This is a genomic window from Micromonospora sp. URMC 106, assembly GCF_051386395.1.
In the GTDB taxonomy this organism is placed as follows: domain Bacteria; phylum Actinomycetota; class Actinomycetes; order Mycobacteriales; family Micromonosporaceae; genus Micromonospora.
In genome coordinates this window covers 1-17,005 of record NZ_JBPQTP010000084.1, presented here as the reverse complement: position 1 = coordinate 17,005, position 17,005 = coordinate 1, and the positions used below count along the sequence as shown (strand labels likewise).

16 protein-coding genes and 3 tRNA genes are annotated in these 17,005 nt (G+C 73.2%); 14 read left to right on the top strand and 5 right to left on the bottom strand.

Annotated features, from left to right (window positions below; translation table 11 throughout):
* Positions 1 to 35: 35 nt before the first annotated feature.
* On the bottom strand, positions 36 to 1,058 hold the full coding sequence (locus ACSNOB_RS23060) for a LacI family DNA-binding transcriptional regulator (RefSeq protein WP_436688525.1): 1,023 nt from the start codon (positions 1,056 to 1,058) through the stop codon (positions 36 to 38).
* Positions 1,059 to 1,293: 235 nt separating this feature from the next.
* Here ACSNOB_RS23060 and ACSNOB_RS23055 point away from each other — a divergent pair, with 235 nt between their 5' ends.
* The 6 genes from ACSNOB_RS23055 (at position 1,294) to ACSNOB_RS23030 (ending at position 8,659) form a co-directional block, all read left to right on the top strand.
* Entirely contained in the window at positions 1,294 to 2,592 is a 1,299-nt protein-coding gene (locus ACSNOB_RS23055) for an extracellular solute-binding protein (protein WP_436688524.1), read from the top strand.
* An 8-nt stretch (positions 2,593 to 2,600) separates the two neighbouring features.
* Positions 2,601 to 3,542 (top strand): carbohydrate ABC transporter permease, encoded by a 942-nt coding sequence (locus ACSNOB_RS23050; RefSeq protein ID WP_436688523.1) that lies wholly within the window; start codon positions 2,601 to 2,603, stop codon positions 3,540 to 3,542.
* Positions 3,539 to 4,360: a carbohydrate ABC transporter permease gene (locus tag ACSNOB_RS23045; RefSeq protein WP_436688522.1), complete on the top strand. Its 822-nt coding sequence runs from the start codon at positions 3,539 to 3,541 to the stop codon at positions 4,358 to 4,360. Before ACSNOB_RS23050 ends, ACSNOB_RS23045 begins: the two co-directional genes overlap by 4 nt.
* A complete protein-coding gene (locus ACSNOB_RS23040; protein WP_436688521.1) occupies positions 4,357 to 6,735 on the top strand; it encodes a beta-glucosidase in 2,379 nt (792 codons plus the stop codon). The genes ACSNOB_RS23045 and ACSNOB_RS23040 overlap by 4 nt, the downstream gene beginning before the upstream one ends.
* 4 nt (positions 6,736 to 6,739) lie before the next feature.
* A complete protein-coding gene (locus tag ACSNOB_RS23035; protein ID WP_436688520.1) occupies positions 6,740 to 7,735 on the top strand; it encodes an acetylxylan esterase in 996 nt (331 codons plus the stop codon).
* Between the two features lie 231 nt (positions 7,736 to 7,966).
* Positions 7,967 to 8,659: a M15 family metallopeptidase gene (locus ACSNOB_RS23030; RefSeq protein ID WP_436688519.1), complete on the top strand. Its 693-nt coding sequence runs from the start codon at positions 7,967 to 7,969 to the stop codon at positions 8,657 to 8,659.
* Positions 8,660 to 8,698: 39 nt separating this feature from the next.
* Here ACSNOB_RS23030 and ACSNOB_RS23025 read toward each other — a convergent pair whose 3' ends face one another.
* The 4 genes from ACSNOB_RS23025 to ACSNOB_RS23010 form a co-directional block, all read right to left on the bottom strand.
* The gene (locus tag ACSNOB_RS23025) at positions 8,699 to 9,481 is read right to left on the bottom strand and encodes an alpha/beta hydrolase (RefSeq protein WP_436688518.1); all 783 of its coding nucleotides are present in this window, start codon (positions 9,479 to 9,481) and stop codon (positions 8,699 to 8,701) included.
* Positions 9,482 to 9,503: 22 nt separating this feature from the next.
* Positions 9,504 to 10,694, bottom strand: coding sequence for a spore photoproduct lyase family protein (locus tag ACSNOB_RS23020; protein WP_436688517.1), 1,191 nt, complete (start codon positions 10,692 to 10,694; stop codon positions 9,504 to 9,506).
* A 115-nt stretch (positions 10,695 to 10,809) separates the two neighbouring features.
* Complete coding sequence (locus ACSNOB_RS23015; RefSeq protein ID WP_436688537.1) at positions 10,810 to 11,280, bottom strand: DUF4180 domain-containing protein; 471 nt, start codon at positions 11,278 to 11,280, stop codon at positions 10,810 to 10,812.
* 21 nt (positions 11,281 to 11,301) lie between these two features.
* The gene (locus ACSNOB_RS23010) at positions 11,302 to 11,898 is read right to left on the bottom strand and encodes a DUF6058 family natural product biosynthesis protein (RefSeq protein ID WP_436688516.1); all 597 of its coding nucleotides are present in this window, start codon (positions 11,896 to 11,898) and stop codon (positions 11,302 to 11,304) included.
* A gap of 152 nt (positions 11,899 to 12,050) precedes the next feature.
* On the opposite strand from ACSNOB_RS23010, the gene ACSNOB_RS23005 reads away from it, so the two are divergent.
* The 8 genes from ACSNOB_RS23005 to ACSNOB_RS22970 form a co-directional block, all read left to right on the top strand.
* On the top strand, positions 12,051 to 12,182 hold the full coding sequence (locus ACSNOB_RS23005; protein ID WP_436688515.1) for a hypothetical protein: 132 nt from the start codon (positions 12,051 to 12,053) through the stop codon (positions 12,180 to 12,182).
* Between the two features lie 179 nt (positions 12,183 to 12,361).
* A tRNA-Pro gene (locus tag ACSNOB_RS23000) sits at positions 12,362 to 12,434 on the top strand.
* A 100-nt stretch (positions 12,435 to 12,534) separates the two neighbouring features.
* Positions 12,535 to 13,755, top strand: coding sequence for an MFS transporter (locus ACSNOB_RS22995; protein ID WP_436688514.1), 1,221 nt, complete (start codon positions 12,535 to 12,537; stop codon positions 13,753 to 13,755).
* Between the two features lie 69 nt (positions 13,756 to 13,824).
* On the top strand, positions 13,825 to 14,448 hold the full coding sequence (locus ACSNOB_RS22990) for an RraA family protein (RefSeq protein WP_436688513.1): 624 nt from the start codon (positions 13,825 to 13,827) through the stop codon (positions 14,446 to 14,448).
* 348 nt (positions 14,449 to 14,796) lie between these two features.
* A complete protein-coding gene (locus ACSNOB_RS22985) occupies positions 14,797 to 15,996 on the top strand; it encodes an RtcB family protein (RefSeq protein WP_436688512.1) in 1,200 nt (399 codons plus the stop codon).
* 40 nt (positions 15,997 to 16,036) lie between these two features.
* Positions 16,037 to 16,109: transfer RNA gene (locus ACSNOB_RS22980), tRNA-Arg, on the top strand.
* Positions 16,110 to 16,141: 32 nt separating this feature from the next.
* Positions 16,142 to 16,213: transfer RNA gene (locus ACSNOB_RS22975), tRNA-Gln, on the top strand.
* Between the two features lie 111 nt (positions 16,214 to 16,324).
* Positions 16,325 to 17,005, top strand: a 681-nt coding sequence (locus ACSNOB_RS22970) for an SRPBCC family protein (protein WP_436688511.1), incomplete at its 3' end; no start/stop codon positions are given.

Here is a 17,005-nt window from a genome sequence, read left to right as displayed (position 1 = left end):
ACGTCCGGGCGGGGCGGCCGGTGCTCCGGCACCCGTCACGGCCGGCGTGGCGGGGCCGAGCTGTCCCGCACGACGAGGTGGGTGGCGAGCTCCACCCGGGGGGAGTCGATGCCCTCGCCCTGGGCCAGCCGCAGCACCGTCCGGGCGGCCAGCCGGCCCATCTCCACCAGCGGCTGCCGGACGGTGGTCAGCGGGGGTGAGGCCCAGCGGGCCTCGGGCAGGTCGTCGAAGCCGACGACGCTGACGTCGTCGGGGATCCGCAGCCCTCGGCGGCGGACGGCCTCGTAGACGCCGAACGCCATCTGGTCGCTGGCGGCGAAGATGGCCGTCGGGGGCTCGTCGAGGTCGAGCAGCGCCGCCCCGGCGGCGAAGCCGGAGGCGTGGTAGAAGTCGCCGGGACGCACCAGCGCGTCGTCCACCGGCACCCCCGCGGCCTCCAGTCCGGCGCGGTAGCCGTCCAGGCGCGCCCGGCTGCACAGCAGGTGGGTGGGCCCGGCGACGAAGCCGATCCGTCGGTGCCCGAGCGAGAGCAGGTGCTCGGTCGCGGCGAGTCCGCCGGCCCAGTTGGTGGCCCCGATGGTCGGCACGTCGGTCGCGGGCACGCCGGCCGGGTCGACGACGACCACGGGCACGTTGAGGCGGCGCAACTGGGCCTGTAGCGGCGGGCTCACGTGCGAGGTCACGAAGATGACGCCGTCGGTGGCCCGGGCGCGCAGGTTCTGCAACCACTGCCGCACGGCCGTGGACTGCCGGTGGACCGCGGAGACCACCGTGCCGACGCCCGCGCCGTGCCCGACGTCCTCCACCCCCCGGATGATCTCCACCGCCCAGGGGCTGTCCAGGTCGTTGAAGACCAGGTCGACCAACCCGGCGCGGGTGACGGTGCGGCTGCTGCGCCGCCGGTAGCCGTGGTGGCGCAGCAGCTCCTCGACCCGTTCGCGGGTGTCGGGAGCCACGTCCGACCGTCCGTTGAGCACCCGCGAGACGGTCGGCACCGAGACCCCGGCCTCCCGCGCGATAGCGGTGATGGTCACCCTGCGCCCGTCGTCGCCGTCCACCCGCGTCTCCTTCACCGGCCGGAAGACCGACCGTACCCGTCTGCACCGAAAAACGTCCGGAACGGCGGGGCCGCTCCATCGGCTCATCTTGCCCCACGGACGGGGGTTGACGACACGGCAGGTCGGTTCTAGCGTTCGCACAAGTTACGGAAGTGTTCCGGAAACTTCCGGGCGCTCCCGGTCGTCGCGTCGGCGTCGACGTCCCCCACCACACCCCCACCACGAGAGGTCGATCATGACTTTACGCACGCGGCTCGTCCGGGTCGCCGCTCTCGGCGCCGCCCTCGCGCTTGCGCTGCCACTGACCGCCTGCGGCGGCGACGACTCCGCAGGCGGCCGGGACGAGATCCACATCCTGGTGTACGGCGACGCCACCAACAAGGTCGAGAAGCAGCTCGTCGACACCTTCAACAAGACCTCGAAGGTCAAGGCGGTCCTCGACACCATCCCCGGCGCCGACTACCAGACCAAGCTGCAGACCATCATCAACACCAACCAGGCCCCGGACATCTTCTTCAACTGGGGCGGCGGCAGCATCACGCCGTTCGTCAAGGCGAACCTGCTGCTGCCGCTGGACGACATGATCGCCAAGGAGCCGGGACTGCGGAACAACTTCCTGCCCTCGGTCTTCAACACCGCCGTCGTCGACGGCAAGGCGTACGGGGTGCCGATGCGGGGCACCCAGCCGGTGCTGCTGTTCCACAACAAGAAGGTGCTCGCCGACGCCGGCATCACCCCGCCGAAGACGTGGGACGAGCTGCTGGCCGCCGTACGCACCCTCAAGGGCAAGGGCATCACCCCGATCGCCCTCGGCGGCGGCGACCAGTGGCCGACCCAGATGTGGTACCAGTACCTCTACGACCGGGTGGCCGGCCCCGAGCTGTTCGCCAAGGCGCTCGACGGCGACAAGGGCGTGTGGGAGAGCCCGGAGAGCCGCCGCGCCCTGGAGCTGCTGCGGCAACTGACCGACGCCGGTGCGTTCGGCACCAACTTCGACTCGGTCAAGTTCACCGACAACGGCTCGCCCGCGCTGCTGGCCAGCGGCAAGGCCGGCTTCGAGCTGATGGGCTCCTGGAACTACTCGACCCACAACGACGCCCACCCGAAGTTCGCCGCCAACGACCTTGGCTGGACCGCGTTCCCGAGCATCCCGGGCGGCAAGGGCGACCCGCGCAACGTGGTCGGCAACACCAACAACTTCTACTCGGTGCTGAAGAAGACCAAGCACCCGGAGGCCGTCGCGGAGTTCCTCAAGCTGCAGTACTCCGACGAGTTCGTCCAGGCTCAGCTGGCGATCGGCAACCTGCCCACCACCACCAACACCGAGAAGTTCCTCGACACCGCCGCCAACCCCGCCTACCTGAAGTACCAGTTCACCCTGGTCAAGGAGGCCCCGTCGTTCCAGCTCTCCTGGGACCAGGCGTACCCGCCGGCCGCCACCACCACCATCCACCAGGCGGTGCAGCAGTACTGCAACGGTCGGATGGACGCCGACGGCTTCATCAAGGCCATGCAGTCCCTGCAGGCGGGCTGAGCGCCGCCATGTCCACCACCACCCTCGCCGCCCCCACCGTGACGGAGCAGCGACGGGCCCGACGACGCCCGGGCGGCCCCACGGTCAGCCGCCCGGGCTTCGCCTGGGCCCTGCCCGCGACCCTGTTCTTCGGGCTCTTCGCGCTCGTCCCCCTGGTCCTCGTGGTCGTGCTCAGCTTCACCAGCTGGGCGGGCCTCGGCTCGCCGGAGTTCGTCGGGTTGGACAACTGGCAGCGGCTCGCCCGCGACCCCGTCATGATCAACAGCCTGTGGCTGAGCGTCCTGCTCACCGCGCTCGGCGTGCTGGTGCAGACCCCACTGAGTTTGCTGATCGGGGTGTGGGCGGCCGGGCGGCAGCGCAACCGCGCGGTGCTCTCCGCGATCTTCTTCCTGCCGCTGCTGCTGTCGGCCACCGCCGTGTCGGTGCTGTGGCGGGCGTTGCTCGACCCGAACTTCGGCGTACCCGGGCAGGCCCGCTGGCTCTTCGGCGACGGCAACCTGTTCGGCAGCCGGACCGGCGCCATCGGGGTGCTGGTCTTCGTCGCGAGCTGGCAGTTCATCCCGTTCCACGCCCTGATCTACCAGGGCGCCGCCCGGGCGGTCCCGCGGGTGCTCTACCAGGCCGCCGAGGTCGACGGGGCCGGCCGGTGGGGCCAGTTCCGCCACGTCACCCTGCCGCAGCTGCGCAACGCCATGATCACCTCGGTGGTCCTCATGGTCGTCGGCGGGCTGACCACCTTCGACACCGTCCTCATCCTCACCCAGGGCGGGCCGGGCACCGACACCACCATCACCGCCTACTACATGTACGAGCAGGCGTTCCGCAGCTTCGACTTCGGCGCCGGAGCGGCCATCGCCCTGCTCCTCGTCGTCGTCGCGACGGTCGTCTCGCTGATCGTGGTGCGGGTCTCCGGCTACGACAAGATGCGCAGCACCATGGAGGGCCTGTGACGCGGCACCGTCCGAACTGGCTCGCCGGGCTCGGCTCGCTCCTCTGGCTGCTCCTGGTCGGCCTGCCGATCTACGTCATGCTGTCGATCACCGTGCAGACCCGCGAGGGGTACGGCCGCAACGGACCGCTCGCCCTGCCCGACACCTTCACGCTGGACAACTACACCGGCGCCTTCGACCAGGGCTTCGGCCGGTACCTCCTCAACACCCTGGTGGTGACCGCGAGCGTGGTGGCGATCGTGCTGCTGCTCGTGCCGCCCCTGGCGTACGCGATCGTGCGCAGCCGCAGCCGACTCACGTCGCAGGTGTTCCGGCTGTTCCTGCTCGGCCTGGCCGTCCCCGCGCAGGCGGTCATCGTGCCGATCTTCTACCTGATCAGCAAGGCGGGGCTCTACGACAACCTGCTCGGCGTCATCCTGCCCACCGCCGCGTTCTCCCTGCCGGTCTGCGCCCTGATCCTCAGCGGCGTCATGCGCGACATCACCGGCGACCTGTACGAGGCGATGGCCATCGACGGCGCCTCACCCGGGCGGGTGTTCCTGCAACTGGTGCTGCCGCTGTCGCGGGGCGGGATCGCCACCATTGCCGTGTTCTCCGCCCTCCAGGCGTGGAACGGCTTCCTGTTCCCACTCATCCTGACCCAGTCCGACACCACCAAGGTGATCACGCTCGGCCTCTACAACTTCCAGACGCAGTACGGGATCGACGTTCCCGGGCTGCTGGCCGCGGTCGTGCTGTCGATGGTGCCCGTCCTGCTCGTCTATCTGTTCGCCCGGCGGGCCCTGGTGCAGGGGCTGATGGGCGTGGGAGGAAAGTGACCGACAACGTGACCCTCGACATCGAACCCGGCGCCGCGACCTGGAACGACCCGGCCCTGGACGTCGCGACCCGGGTCGACGCCCTGGTCGCCGCCATGACCCTGCCGGAGAAGGTGGCGCAGCTCTACGGCGTGTGGGTCGGCGCGTCTGCCGACGGCGGCGAGGTCGCGCCGTACCAGCACGAGATGGAGGAACCCGTCGACCTGGACGCGCTGCTGGACGACGGCCTCGGCCAGTTGACCCGCCCGTTCGGCACCGCGCCGGTCGACCCCGCGCTGGGCGCGCTGTCCCTGCTGCGGACGCAGCAACGCATCGCCGCCGCCAACCGGTTCGGCATCCCGGCCATCGCACACGAGGAGTGCCTGGCCGGCTTCGCCGCCTGGGGCGCCACCGCGTACCCGGTGCCGCTGTCCTGGGGCGCCACCTTCGACCCGGACCTGATCCGGCGGATGGCCGCCGCCATCGGCGCCGACCTGCGTCGCGTCGGGGTGCACCAGGGGCTCGCGCCGGTGCTCGACGTGGTGCGCGACGCCCGCTGGGGACGGGTCGAGGAGACCATCGGCGAGGACCCCTACCTCGTCGGCACGATCGCCACGGCGTACGTGCAAGGCCTCGAGTCTGAAGGCGTCGTCGCCACCCTGAAGCACTTCGCCGGCTACTCGGCCTCCCGCGCCGGACGCAACCTCGCGCCCGTGCCGATGGGCCTCCGGGAGCGGGCCGACGTCATCCTCCCGCCGTTCGAGATGGCGGTGCGCGACGGTGGCGTCCGTTCGGTGATGAGCGCCTACACCGACACCGACGGCGTGCCGTCCGCCGCCGACGAGGAACTGCTGACCGGGCTGCTCCGCGACGCCTGGGGGTTCACCGGCACGGTGGTGGCCGACTACTTCGGCATCGCCTTCCTGCGCACCCTGCACGGGGTGGCCGGCAGTTGGCAGGAGGCGGCCGCCGCCGCCCTCGCCGCCGGGGTCGACGTCGAACTGCCCACCGTGAAGACGTTCGGCGCGCCGCTGCGCGAGGCGCTCGCCGCCGGCCTGGTGCCGGAGGAACTCGTCGACCGGGCCGTTCGCCGGGTGCTCACGCAGAAGGCACAGCTCGGTCTCCTCGACCCCGGCTGGAGCCCGGTGCCCGCCGCCCTCGCCGGGGCCGACCTGGCCGACCCGGACGCGCTGCGGGGCACCGTCGACCTGGACCCGCCGGCCAACCGGGCCCTCGCGCGCGAGGTCGCCGAGCAGGCCGTCGTGCTGCTGGCCAACGACGGCACGCTACCGCTGACCCGACCGGCCCGGATCGCGCTCGTCGGGCCGCAGGCGGAGAGCCCCACGGCGGTGCTGGGCTGCTACTCGTTCCCCGCCCACGTCGGGCCGCGCCACCCCGAGGTGCCGGTCGGGATCGCGCTGCCCACCCTGGCGGCGGCGCTGCGCGCCGAGTTCCCCGACAGCACCGTCGTCACGGTGGCCGGCGTGCCTGTCGACGGCACCGACACCGGGGGCGTGCCGGCGGCGGTCGAGGCGGCCCGCGACGCGGACGTGGTGGTCGCGGCGCTCGGCGACCGGGCGGGACTGTTCGGCCGGGGCACCAGCGGCGAGGGCTGCGACGCCGAGTCGCTGGCCCTGCCCGGGGCCCAGCAGCACCTGCTCGACGCGTTGCTGGACACCGGCACCCCGGTCGTGGTGACACTGCTGGCCGGGCGGCCGTACGCGCTGGGCCGGGCCGTGACCGAGGCGGCGGCGGTCGTGCAGTCGTTCTTCCCCGGCGAGGAGGGCACCCCGGCGATCGCCGGCGTGCTCAGCGGCCGGGTCGAACCACAGGGGCGGCTGCCGGTCAGCGTTCCCCGCCGCCCCGGCGGCGGGCCGACCACCTACCTGGCGCCGCGCCTCGGCCAGGTCAACGACGTCTCCAACGTCGACCCGACCCCGGCGTACGGCTTCGGACACGGCCTCGGCTACACCACGTTCGACTGGTCGCAGCTGGTCGTCGACGAACCGCTCGCCGCGACCGACGGCGAGCTGCGGCTGCACTTCACCCTGCGCAACACCGGGTCCCGGTGGGGCAGCGAGGTCGTGCAGGTGTACGCCCACGACCCGGTGGCGTCGGTGGTCCAGCCGGTGCAACGGCTGGTCGGCTACCTCCGGGTGCCGCTGGACGCCGGCGCGGCGTGCCGGGTCGACGTCGTCGTGCCGGCCGACCTGTTCTCGTTCACCGGCCGCGACGGGCGGCGCGTCGTCGAGCCGGGCGAGCTGGAGCTGCGGCTCTCCGCGTCCAGCACCGACCACCGGCTCGTGGCGGCGGTCGGGCTGCGGGGCCCGGCGCGGCACGTCGACCACACCCGGCGGCTGCACCCCCGGTTCACCGTCACCCCGCAGCGCGGGTGAGCGGGTGGCGTTCACCGACCTGCCGGAGGAGCAGCTGCGGGCGTACCGCAGCGGGGTGCGGGAGCCGGAGGACTTCGACCGGTTCTGGGCCGACACCCTCGCCGAGTCGCGGGCGTGCGGGTGGCCGGTGCGGGCCGAGTCGGCCGGCGCCGCGCTGGCCACCGTCGACGTCCTCGACGTCACCTTCCCCGGGTTCGCGGGGCAGCCGGTGCGGGCCTGGCTGCGGCTGCCGCGCGGCGCGCGGCAGCCCCTGCCCACGGTCGTCCAGTACGCCGGCTACGGCGGCGGCCGGGGGCACCCGTTGGAGAACCTGCTGTGGGCGTCCGCCGGCTTCGCGCACCTGCAGATGGACACCCGGGGCCAGGGGGCGGGCTGGAGCCGGGGCGACACCCCGGACCCGGCCGCCGCCGGGCCGGAGGCGCCCGGGGTGACCACCCGGGGCGTCGAGGACCCGCGCACGTACTACTACCGGCGGTTCCTCACCGACGCCGTCCGGGCGGTGGACGCCGCCCGCGAGCTGCCGGCGGTCGACCCGGCACGGGTCGCCGTCCTCGGGCACAGCCAGGGCGGCGCGGCCGCGCTCGCCGTCGCCGCGCTCGTACCCGACCTGCGGGCCGTCGTCGCCGGCGTGCCCTTCCTGTGCGACATCCCGCGCGCCGTGGTGGTCACCGACGCCTATCCCTACCGCGAGATCCGCGACTACCTGGCCGTCCACCGGCACGCCGAGGACCGGGTGCTCGCCACCCTGGCCTACGTCGACGGGGTGAACTTCGCCCGGCGGTGCCGGTCACCGGCCCGCTTCTCCGTCGCGCTGATGGACGAGATCGTCCCGCCGTCGACCGTCTTCGCCGCCGTCGACGCCTACCGGGGGCCGACGGAGCTGTCGGTCTGGCGGTACAACGGTCACGAGGCGGGCGGGATCGACGACGACGAGGCCGCGCTGCGCTTCCTGCGCGGACACCTGTCGCCGGACCCGGGGCCCGACGCGCCCGGACCCTGATAGACAGGGGGCGTGGACAGCGCGGGCGGGACCGGCCGGCGGCCCCGGAACGTCGCGGCCGCCCGGGCCGTCGCGGCGGCCGTGGCGGTCGCGGCACTGGCGTCGGCCTGCGGCGGGCCGGCCCCGTCCCCGCCACCGTCCCCGCCTTCGTCACCGTCACCGGCACCGCCGGCGGCACCGTCCCCGCCGGCGTCGGCGGTCCCGACCGCGTCACCGTCCCCGCCGGGCTTCGTGGTCCTCACCGACGTCGACCCCCGGATCCGCACCGAAATCCGGTACGCCACCGCGCACAACTTCGTCGGCCGGCCGGTCGCCGGTTACCCCGAACCGCTCTGCCTGCTCACCCGGCAGGCCGCCGAGGCGCTGCGCCGGGTGCAGGACGCCGCGCTGGCGCGGGGCCGGAGCCTGAAGGTGTACGACTGCTACCGCCCCCGGCGTGCCGCCGACGACTTCGTCACCTGGGCGAGGCAGCCCGGCGAGCAGCGGATGAAGGCGGAGTTCTATCCCCGCGTGGCGAAGTCGAAGCTGTTCGACGAGGGGTACATCGGCGCCCCCACCGCGCACAGCCGGGGCAGCACGGTCGACCTGACCCTGGTCGACGTGCCGACCCCCACCCAGGCCTCGTACGCCCCGGGCCAGCCGCTGGTCTCCTGCACCGCCCCCCGGGAGCAGCGGTTCGGCGACAACAGCGTCGACATGGGCACCGGCTTCGACTGCTTCGACCCGCTGGCGCACACCGACTCGCCGGGGGTCACCGGCGCGGCCCGGGACAACCGGCGGTTGCTGCGGCAGTTGATGACCGACGGCGGCTTCGTCAACTACGACCGCGAGTGGTGGCACTACCGCTATCGCGACGAGCCCTGGCCGGACACCTACTTCGACGTGCCGGTGGCCCGCTCCTCGGCGGGACCCGCGGCCGGCTGAGCGCCTGAGCGCGGCGTCAGCCACCGGCGGCCGAGCCGCTCAGCCGTCGGCGCGCAGCGGCAGCCAGGCCAGCACGTCCTGGATCTTCGCGTCCCAGTACGCCCAGTCGTGCGCGCCGGGGGAGAAGTCCACGGTGAGCGGGACGCCGCGCTCGCGGGCCGCCGCGACGAAGGTCAGGTTGTCCTCGTACAGGAAGTCCTCGGTGCCGCAGGCGACGTAGAGCGCGGGCAGGTCGGCGCCGGCCGCCCTGTCGAGCAGGGCGAGGGTGTCGTCGCCGCTGCCGGCCACGGTGCGACCGCCGAAGACGGTGTGCCAGACGCCGGCGTCGAGGGGCGCGGTGGGGTGGTGGTGGCGGGCGGCCACGTCGAGCGCGCCGGAGAGGCTCGCCGCCGCCGCGAACCGGCCCGGGTCGCGCAGCGCCCACTTCAGCGCCCCGTAGCCGCCCATCGAGAGCCCGGCGACGAAGGTGTCCTCCCGGCGTGCCGAGAGCCGGAAGAACTCGTGGCACAGCCGCGGCAGTTCCGTGCTGAGGAAGGTCCAGTACCGGTTGCCGTGCTCCTCGTCGGCGTAGAAGCTGCGCGCGACCTGGGGCATCACCACGGCCAGGCCGAGCGGGGCCACGTACCGCTCGATCGAGGTGCGGCGCAGCCAGGTCGTGTCGTCGTCGGACAGGCCGTGCAGCAGGTAGAGCACGGGCGGGTCGCCCTGCGGGGCGCTGCCCGACATGCCGATCTGCGAGGAGGTCTGCTGGGGCAGGAGCACCGTCATCGAGGTGCTGAGACCGAGCACCTCGGAGTAGAAGTCACAGCGCATGAGGGCCACGGTCGTCGACCGTAGTCCATGCTCAGGTCCAGTAGAGGACCCGGCAGGCCGGCAGCCGGGCGGCCAGCTCGCGGTCGAACCAGGAGCGCAGCTCGGCCATGGTCTGGCGCGGGTAGACGTACTTGACGGCGCCGAACCTGCCGTACTTGCGGCTGCGGGCGGACTCGTCCATCTCCAGCCTGGTGCGCGGGTACCAGCCGAGCAGCACCTCCTTGCTGCCCGGGGTGAACCGGTGGGTGATCAGCTCGGCGGTCAGGTCGAGGCCGGGCACCCCGGCGACGGCGCCGGCCACCGCGTCGAGCAACTCGCCGTAGTGCTCCCGCCAGCCGGGCAGCGGCATGATCGGCGCGACGGTCAGCCCCACGGGGTATCCGTCGAGGGCGAGGCGGCGCAGCGCCGCCAGCCGGTGCGGCACCGGGGCCGTGCCGCCCTCCATCCGTTCGCTGACCGGGCAGCAGTTGACGCTGAACCGGACCCGGGTGCGACCGGCGTGCGGCAGTCCCACGAACGTGTCGACGTCGGCGTACTTGGTGGTCCAGCGCAGCTGCACCGGGGCGTCCCAGCCGGCGAAGTGTTCCACGGCCCGCCGCCAGCTGCCGGTGAGGTGTTCCAGGGCCAGCGGGTCGGTGTAGCAGGACGCCTCGAAGGTCGTGCCCTCGGCGGCCCGCCCGGCGTTGCGGCTGGTCACCGTGCCCCGCCCGGCGTAGTCGGCCAGCCCGGCGAGGATGTCGTCCAGGTCGGCGTACACCCGCGTTACCGGCGGGCCCGACAGCGAGCCGGCGAGGTAGCAGTACTGGCAGTGGGCCGGGCAGCCCTCCGCCAGGTCGACGCGCCAGTCGGCGCTGGGCGCGATGGGTTGCAGCTTGCGGCGCGACGGCGGGCTGACCACGATCGCCATGGTCGCCTTCGCCCGGGCGTACGTCTCGCGCTCGGTCTCGCCGCGGAGCCCGCTCAGCCGGTTGGCGCGCAGCCGCTCCACCTCGATGCCCAGGGCCTCGACCCGGTCGGCGATCCGCCGGCCGTGCGGATGCTCCAGCGCGGCGGGCGTGGCCACCACCCGGCGCGGGGTCCACCGGCGCGCCGGGCGCGCCGCCGGCGCCAGCCCGGCCAGGTGGCGAATCGGCACGCGCTCGCCGCTGGCGTCGTGCGGCGCGGGCGGTACGTCGACGGCGAGCGGCTCGTCGACGTCCACGGGCTCGGCCTCCGGCCTCATCCGCGCCGGTTACCCGCTGCGGCGGGCGGCAACCCCGGGCGCCGCCGGTGCGCCGGCCTGCCCCGCCGGGCCCGGCCACCTGGGCGTTCGCCCGGTCAGCTTGGCGTCGGCCCGGTCAGCTTGGCGTCGGCCCGGTCACGCGGGTCGCGGCCCGTAGCCGGGCGTCGAGCGCGTCGAGGCCGGGCACGAACCACACGTGATCCGCCTGGTTCGACTCCTGGACGAGGGCGCGCAGGGCCGCGCTGGCCGCGAGGTGTCGCGAGATGTCGCCGACGACGACCAGGCGCAGCCGAAAGTTGACGAACTCGTCGTGGACGGTCTGGACGCGCAGCGGGTGCCCGGGGTCGTGGCTGGTGTTCGCCCCGGCCAGGACGAGCGTGTCGAGCCGGTCGGCCGCGGCCCGGTCGACGCCGTCGATCTGCACGATGCTGGACACCTCCACCGCCGGGCCGGCGGCGGGACGGGCCGGCTCCGCCCGCCCGGTCAGCGCGTCGAGGTCGGTGCGGGCGATCCGGTACTGCTTGCCGATCCGCACCGCCCTCAGCCGGCCGGCGCGGATGTAGCCGCGCACGGTGCGCACGTGCAGCCCGAGCCGCTCCCGCCGCCGTCAGGCGTGCCGCCGCAACCGGGCCCGCACCGCGTTGACGCACGTGTCGCGCGAGGTCGGCCCGCCGAAGCGCAGCCGGTCGTACGCGGTGAACGCCGGCTCCAACGCGTCCAGCTCGTCGACCAGGGCGCTCAGCCGCGCCGCCGCGTCGCCGGCCGGGTCGGCGTCCAGAGCCGGCAGGGCCGCCCCGATCGCCGCGACCAGCTCGTCCTTGCGGCGGATCGTGGCGGGGCTGACCGACCGCAGGCAGACGTACCGGCCGCTGAGATAGGCGTCCCACTCCGCCGCGCCGACGCTCGGGTCGGCCCAGTGGCCGGTGAACCACGCCTCCAGCGCGTCGGTCCCGCCGGCTGCGTCGGCGAGCGCGAAGAGGTCCACGGGCACCATCTCCGCGCCGTCGGAGCGCAGATATCCCGGCAGCGGCAGCCGCCGGTCGAGCATCAGCCGGCGTACGTCGTCCGCGTCGCACCCGCGCGCGGCGCACAGCTCGTCGAGCACCACGAACTGCTCGCTGACGTACGCGTCGTCCGCCGCCGTCATCGGGTGATCGCCGTTGACCTGCCGGAACCGCTGGGCCACCGATCGCTTGAGCTGCATCAGCATCCTCCTCCTCACGTCCCGGACCGGAACCGTAGCCGCGCGACGGTTCGGCGCGGACCGAAGCGTTCGCGAATATCCATTGCCCCCACCGTCCGGCGGGGCCTACCGTCATCGGCGCAAGGTCAACCGATCGACCCAGGGAGTACGCCGTGTCGCAGCGCACCCGCACCGACGCCATGTGGCTCCTGCCGCACGGCGGTGCCTCGCTGCCCACCGGCGAGCGATCCCCGCGTCGCTGCCGTCGGGAGCAGGGCCGGCAGCCGGGGTGGCGGCGCGACTAGCGCCAGCGCGCACGCGCAGCCGCCCACCCCACCGGGTCCGGGCGGCTTTTTCGTCCGTCCGGACCGACGACGCATCCCTCCGCCCCGGCACGTTCCGGCGACGTCGAACCTTCTCAACTCCACAGTGGAAGCAACACCCCGGCCGCCCCGCCACGGGCCGGCCGGGAGACGACACGTCACCGGGACGAGGGAGCTGGCTGACCCGCTCGCCTTGGGCGCGAGAGACACGGGGTTCGATTCCCCGGTCCCGGACCGTGGCCAGCAGTGCCTTGGCCCGGGCGCGGCGGACAAGCTCTCGTGCGCCCACCGGGGACCTTTACAAACCGTACGTACGTATTGCTAGGCTGGCCGGGTGCTTCCGCCCCCCGGCAACGCCCGGATCCTGATCTTCGCGCACCTCGTGAACACCTTCGGCAACGGCGCCTATCTCACGACCAGCGCCCTGTTCCTCACGAGGTCCGTGGGGCTCAGCCCAGCGCAGGTGGCGCTGGGCTTGGCGGTCGCCGCCGCGGTCGGCATGGCCCTCAGCACCCCGATGGGATACGTCGCCGACCACTACGGCGCCAAGCGGATCATGCTCGGCACGCTGCTGCTGCTCGCGGTCGCCTACGCCGGGCTGGTCGCCGTCCGCGGCGTCTGGTCGTTCACCCTGTTGGCCAGCGTCATCGCGGTGGGCGAGGCGTGCGCGAAGAGCGCCAATGGCGCGATGGTGGCCACCGCCGTCCCGCCCGAGCAGCGGTTGCGGCTGCGGGCGTACCTGCGCTCGGCCAACAACGCGGGCATCGGGCTGGGCGCGCTGGCCGGCAGCCTGCCACTGCTGTTGGACACCCGCGCCGCGTACGTGGCGATGTTGCTGGGCAACACGGCCACCTTCCTGCTGGCCGCCACGGTCTTGACCCGAGTCCGCGCGGCGGCGCCGGTCCCTGCACGCCCGGACGACCAGCCACGCCTGATCGCCCTGCGCGACCGGCCGTTCCTCAGCTTCGCCCTGGTGGACGGACTGGTCGCGAGCCTCTACAACGAGATGCTCAGCTTCGCCTTGCCGCTCTGGCTCGCGTTGCGCGCGCACGCGCCGTTGTGGCTGGTCTCGGCGACCCTGCTGATCAACACGATGGGGTGCGTGCTCTTCCAGGTGCTGGCCGCCAGGGGCGCCGACGGGCCGGCGAGCGGGGCCCGAGTCGGCCGGCGCGGTGCACTTGTCGTCGCCGGCTCCTGTGTCCTGTTCGGACTGACCGCCGACCTGCCGGTCTGGCTCAGCTGTGTGGTGGTGCTGGTTGCGGCGGCCGTGCACGTCCTCGGCGAATTGTTCCTGTCGACCGGAACCTGGGCGGTCATCTTCGGTCTCGCGCCGGATTGGGCGCAGGGTCAGTACCAGGGCGCCTATCTCACGGGCCGCCAGATCGGCAACATGGTGACCCCGGCGCTGCTGACCGCGCTCGTCATCGGCGGGGGCGGACCGGGGTGGCTGGCGGTCGGCGCGATCTTCGTGGTCGCCGGGCTGGCTTACCCGAGGCTCCTCGGCTGGGGCATCCGCACCCGGGCCGTCGCCGTACCCGCTGGGGTCGTTCCTTGATCGGAAGCGAATCGGAGCGACTGTGACAGGCCCGTTTTTCCTGTAGGACATCTCGAATAGAGGAAGACCGTGAACGACGTCACCGGATTCACGAACATATCCCCGACCACCCTCGCCGAGGTTCTCGGACGCGAGCAGGTCATGGATATCGGCATTCGCCCTCTCTGGCCCTCGATCCAGCGAGTTGCTGGCCCGGCGTTCACCGTGCGGTGCCCTCCGGGTGACAACCTCATGCTGCACGCGGCGATCTATCGCGCGGAACCTGGCTCGATCATCGTCGTCGAAGCGGGTGACGTGGACTACGCGGTCGCCGGAGGAAACGTGTGTGCCGTCGCTCAACGTCGAGGGATCGCCGCATTCGTGGTGGACGGGGTGATTCGTGACCTCGCCGAGGTGCGCGAGATGGGCTTTCCCGTCTTCGCCAGGGGAGTCATCCCTATTCCAGGGACCAAGGCAACCGTTGAGCCGCTCAACGGCCAGGTGCGGTGTGGCGGTGTCAACGTGGGTCCCGGCGACATCGTGGTGGCCGACGAGGAGGGCATTGTGGTCACTCCCCGCGCCCGTCAGAAGCAGGTGCTCCTCGACGCTGAAACGAAGTTGGCCAAGGAGGCCGACGAATCCCTCGATGCATGGGAGAAGGCCCATCGCGCCCGCATCAACGAGATCCTGGGCGAGAAGGGCTTCGAGGACTGATCGGCGGGGCGCTGCCGCGCACGGCGCGACCCCTGTGGTTGCACCCGAACGCGGCCGCCTCCATCACCACCAGTTCAGTGCGTTCGCGGCGGGGCCGCTGGCTGCCGTGCGTCGCGCCGCCGACGCCCCGCCACGGTCGCCCGCCCGGCCAGGTCGCGCCGCATCTGGGCCAGGGCGATCTTCTCCGATCCCACATCCACCCGTCGGGCCCCGCCCGGCGGGCCGACCGCGCGCTGGGCGCGGAGAGGCCGCGAGGCACTCTCGCCGGGTTCGATTCCCGGGCGGTCGTCGATCCTTCACGGTCCCGCCGCGACGGTGGCGACCAGCCAACGACACGAGGAGACGACGATGAGTTTCACCCCGCTCGCGGGCACCCGCGCGCCGGTCCGGGTCTGGACCGACCCGTACGGCATCGAGCCGCAGGCCACCCAGCAGCTGCGCAACATCGGTGCGCTCCCGTGGGTGGAGGGCGTCGCGGTCATGCCCGACGTGCACTTCGGCAAGGGCGCCACGGTCGGTTCGGTCATCGCGATGCGGCAGGCCGTCTCGCCGGCCGCGGTCGGCGTCGACATCGGCTGCGGCATGTCCGCGGTGCGTACCTCGCTGACCGCCGCCGACCTCCCGGACGACCTGGCCGGGCTGCGGTCGGCGATCGAGGCCACCATCCCGGTCGGCTTCGCCCAGCGGGAGAAGCCGGTCGACCCGCGCCGCATCCGCGGCCTGGAGCAGGCCGGCTGGGACGACTTCTGGCGCCGGTTCGCCGACCTCGACCGGCGGGTGGCGCAGCTGGAGACGCGGGCCCAGCGGCAGCTGGGCACGCTCGGCGGCGGCAACCACTTCATCGAGGTCTGCCTGGAGCAGGGCGGCGCCGACGCGGGACGGGTGTGGCTGATGCTGCACTCCGGCTCCCGCAACATCGGCAAGGAGCTGGCGGAACGGCACATCGCCGTCGCCCGGCGGCTGCCGCACAACGCCGACCTGCCCGACCGGGACCTGGCGGTGTTCCTCGCCGGCACGCCGGAGATGGACGCCTACCGCCGCGACCTGTGGTGGGCGCAGGAGTACGCGCGGCGCAACCGGGCGGTCATGCTCGCGCTGCTCTGCGGGGTGGTGCGGGAGCAGTTCCCGCAGGTGCGCTACGACGAGCCGATCTCGTGCCACCACAACTACGTGGCGGAGGAGAACTACGGCGGCGTCGACGTGCTGGTGACCCGCAAGGGGGCGATCCGGGCCGGTCGGGGGGACCTGGGCATCATCCCGGGTTCGATGGGCACCGGGTCGTACATCGTGCGGGGCAAGGGGAACCCGGACGCGTACTGCTCGGCGTCGCACGGGGCCGGGCGGCGGATGTCGCGGGCGCAGGCGAAGCGGACGTACAGCACCGCGGACCTCGCCGCGCAGACCGCCGGCGTGGAGTGCCGCAAGGACGCCGGGGTGGTCGACGAGATCCCCGGCGCGTACAAGGACATCACCCAGGTGATGTCGCAGCAGGAGGACCTGGTCGAGGTGGTGGCGCACCTCAAGCAGGTCGTCTGCGTGAAGGGATGATCGCCGACCGGCGCCCGGGAGGGGTGGGCGCCGGTCGTACGCCCCGGTGGCTCAGCGGAGAGAGCGCCGGTCTACGAAACCGGAGAGCCCAGGTTCGAATCCTGGTCGGGGCACGGTCCGTATCCGCGACGCGGGACGGAACCCTTGCGAGCTGGTGCAATCGGCAGCACACCCGTCTCTGGAACGGGCGATGGAGGTTCGAGTCCTCCGCTCGCAGCGTGGCCGGGACCGCCGCCGGTGCGGTGCGCGCGTCGTCGGCGGGGGCGGTTTTCGCCCGGCGGCGCGGCCCCGCCCAGCAGTCCCGCGGCCGGGACCGTAGAGTCTCGCCGTGATCGAGATCGGCGCGCAGGTCGACCTGTTCCACCCCGCGGCGCGGGTGTGGCACGCATTGACGGATCGCGAGTTGCTCGCCCGGTGGTTCACCGAGGCCGAGGTGATCGACGGGACGCGGAACCGGCTGCTGCTGTACACGGCGGGGCTGCCCGGCTTCGACGCCGCCGTCGACGCGGAGGTGACCGAACGGCGGGAGCCGGAGCTGATCGCGTTGCGGTGCCTCGAGGGCGGCCGGCGCAGCCGGCTGACCTGTGTCGTCACGCCCACCGCGGAGGGCTGCCGGCTGGATGTCCACGAGGTGCTGGAGCACGGCAGCTGGCCCGACGAGCAGCGCGAGCAGCGCGAGGAGTGCTACCGGCAGGCCCTGACGGGACGGCTGCCCGCGATCCTCGACTGGTTGGCCTTCCGGCAGGTCGACCTGCGTCGCGGCGAGGTCGGGATGACGGCCGAACTGCCGGTGACGGAGGTGTCCGGTGACGCGCCGGCCGGCCGCCGTCGCCGGCCGCTGCTGGTCGCCGGCCTGGCCGGCGTCGTGCTGGTCGCCGGGGTGGCGGTGTGGGCGGCGCTGCCGGCCGATCCGGACCGCGCCGCCGCGCCGGCCCCGGCCCCGGTGCCCACGGTGACGGTCACGGCCACCCCGGGCAGTTCGCCCCGGCAGACCTCCTCCGCCCGCCCC

What these genes read in the sequence shown, in the direction of transcription:
- ACSNOB_RS23020 (WP_436688517.1), bottom strand. Translation starts at nt 10,694, where the DNA reads ATGAGGCCGGAGGCCGAGCCCGTGGACGTCGACGAGCCGCTCGCCGTC.
- ACSNOB_RS23050 (WP_436688523.1), top strand. Translation starts at nt 2,601, where the DNA reads ATGTCCACCACCACCCTCGCCGCCCCCACCGTGACGGAGCAGCGACGG.
- ACSNOB_RS22985 (WP_436688512.1), top strand. Translation starts at nt 14,797, where the DNA reads ATGAGTTTCACCCCGCTCGCGGGCACCCGCGCGCCGGTCCGGGTCTGG.
- ACSNOB_RS23010 (WP_436688516.1), bottom strand. Translation starts at nt 11,898, where the DNA reads ATGCAGCTCAAGCGATCGGTGGCCCAGCGGTTCCGGCAGGTCAACGGC.
- ACSNOB_RS23055 (WP_436688524.1), top strand. Translation starts at nt 1,294, where the DNA reads ATGACTTTACGCACGCGGCTCGTCCGGGTCGCCGCTCTCGGCGCCGCC.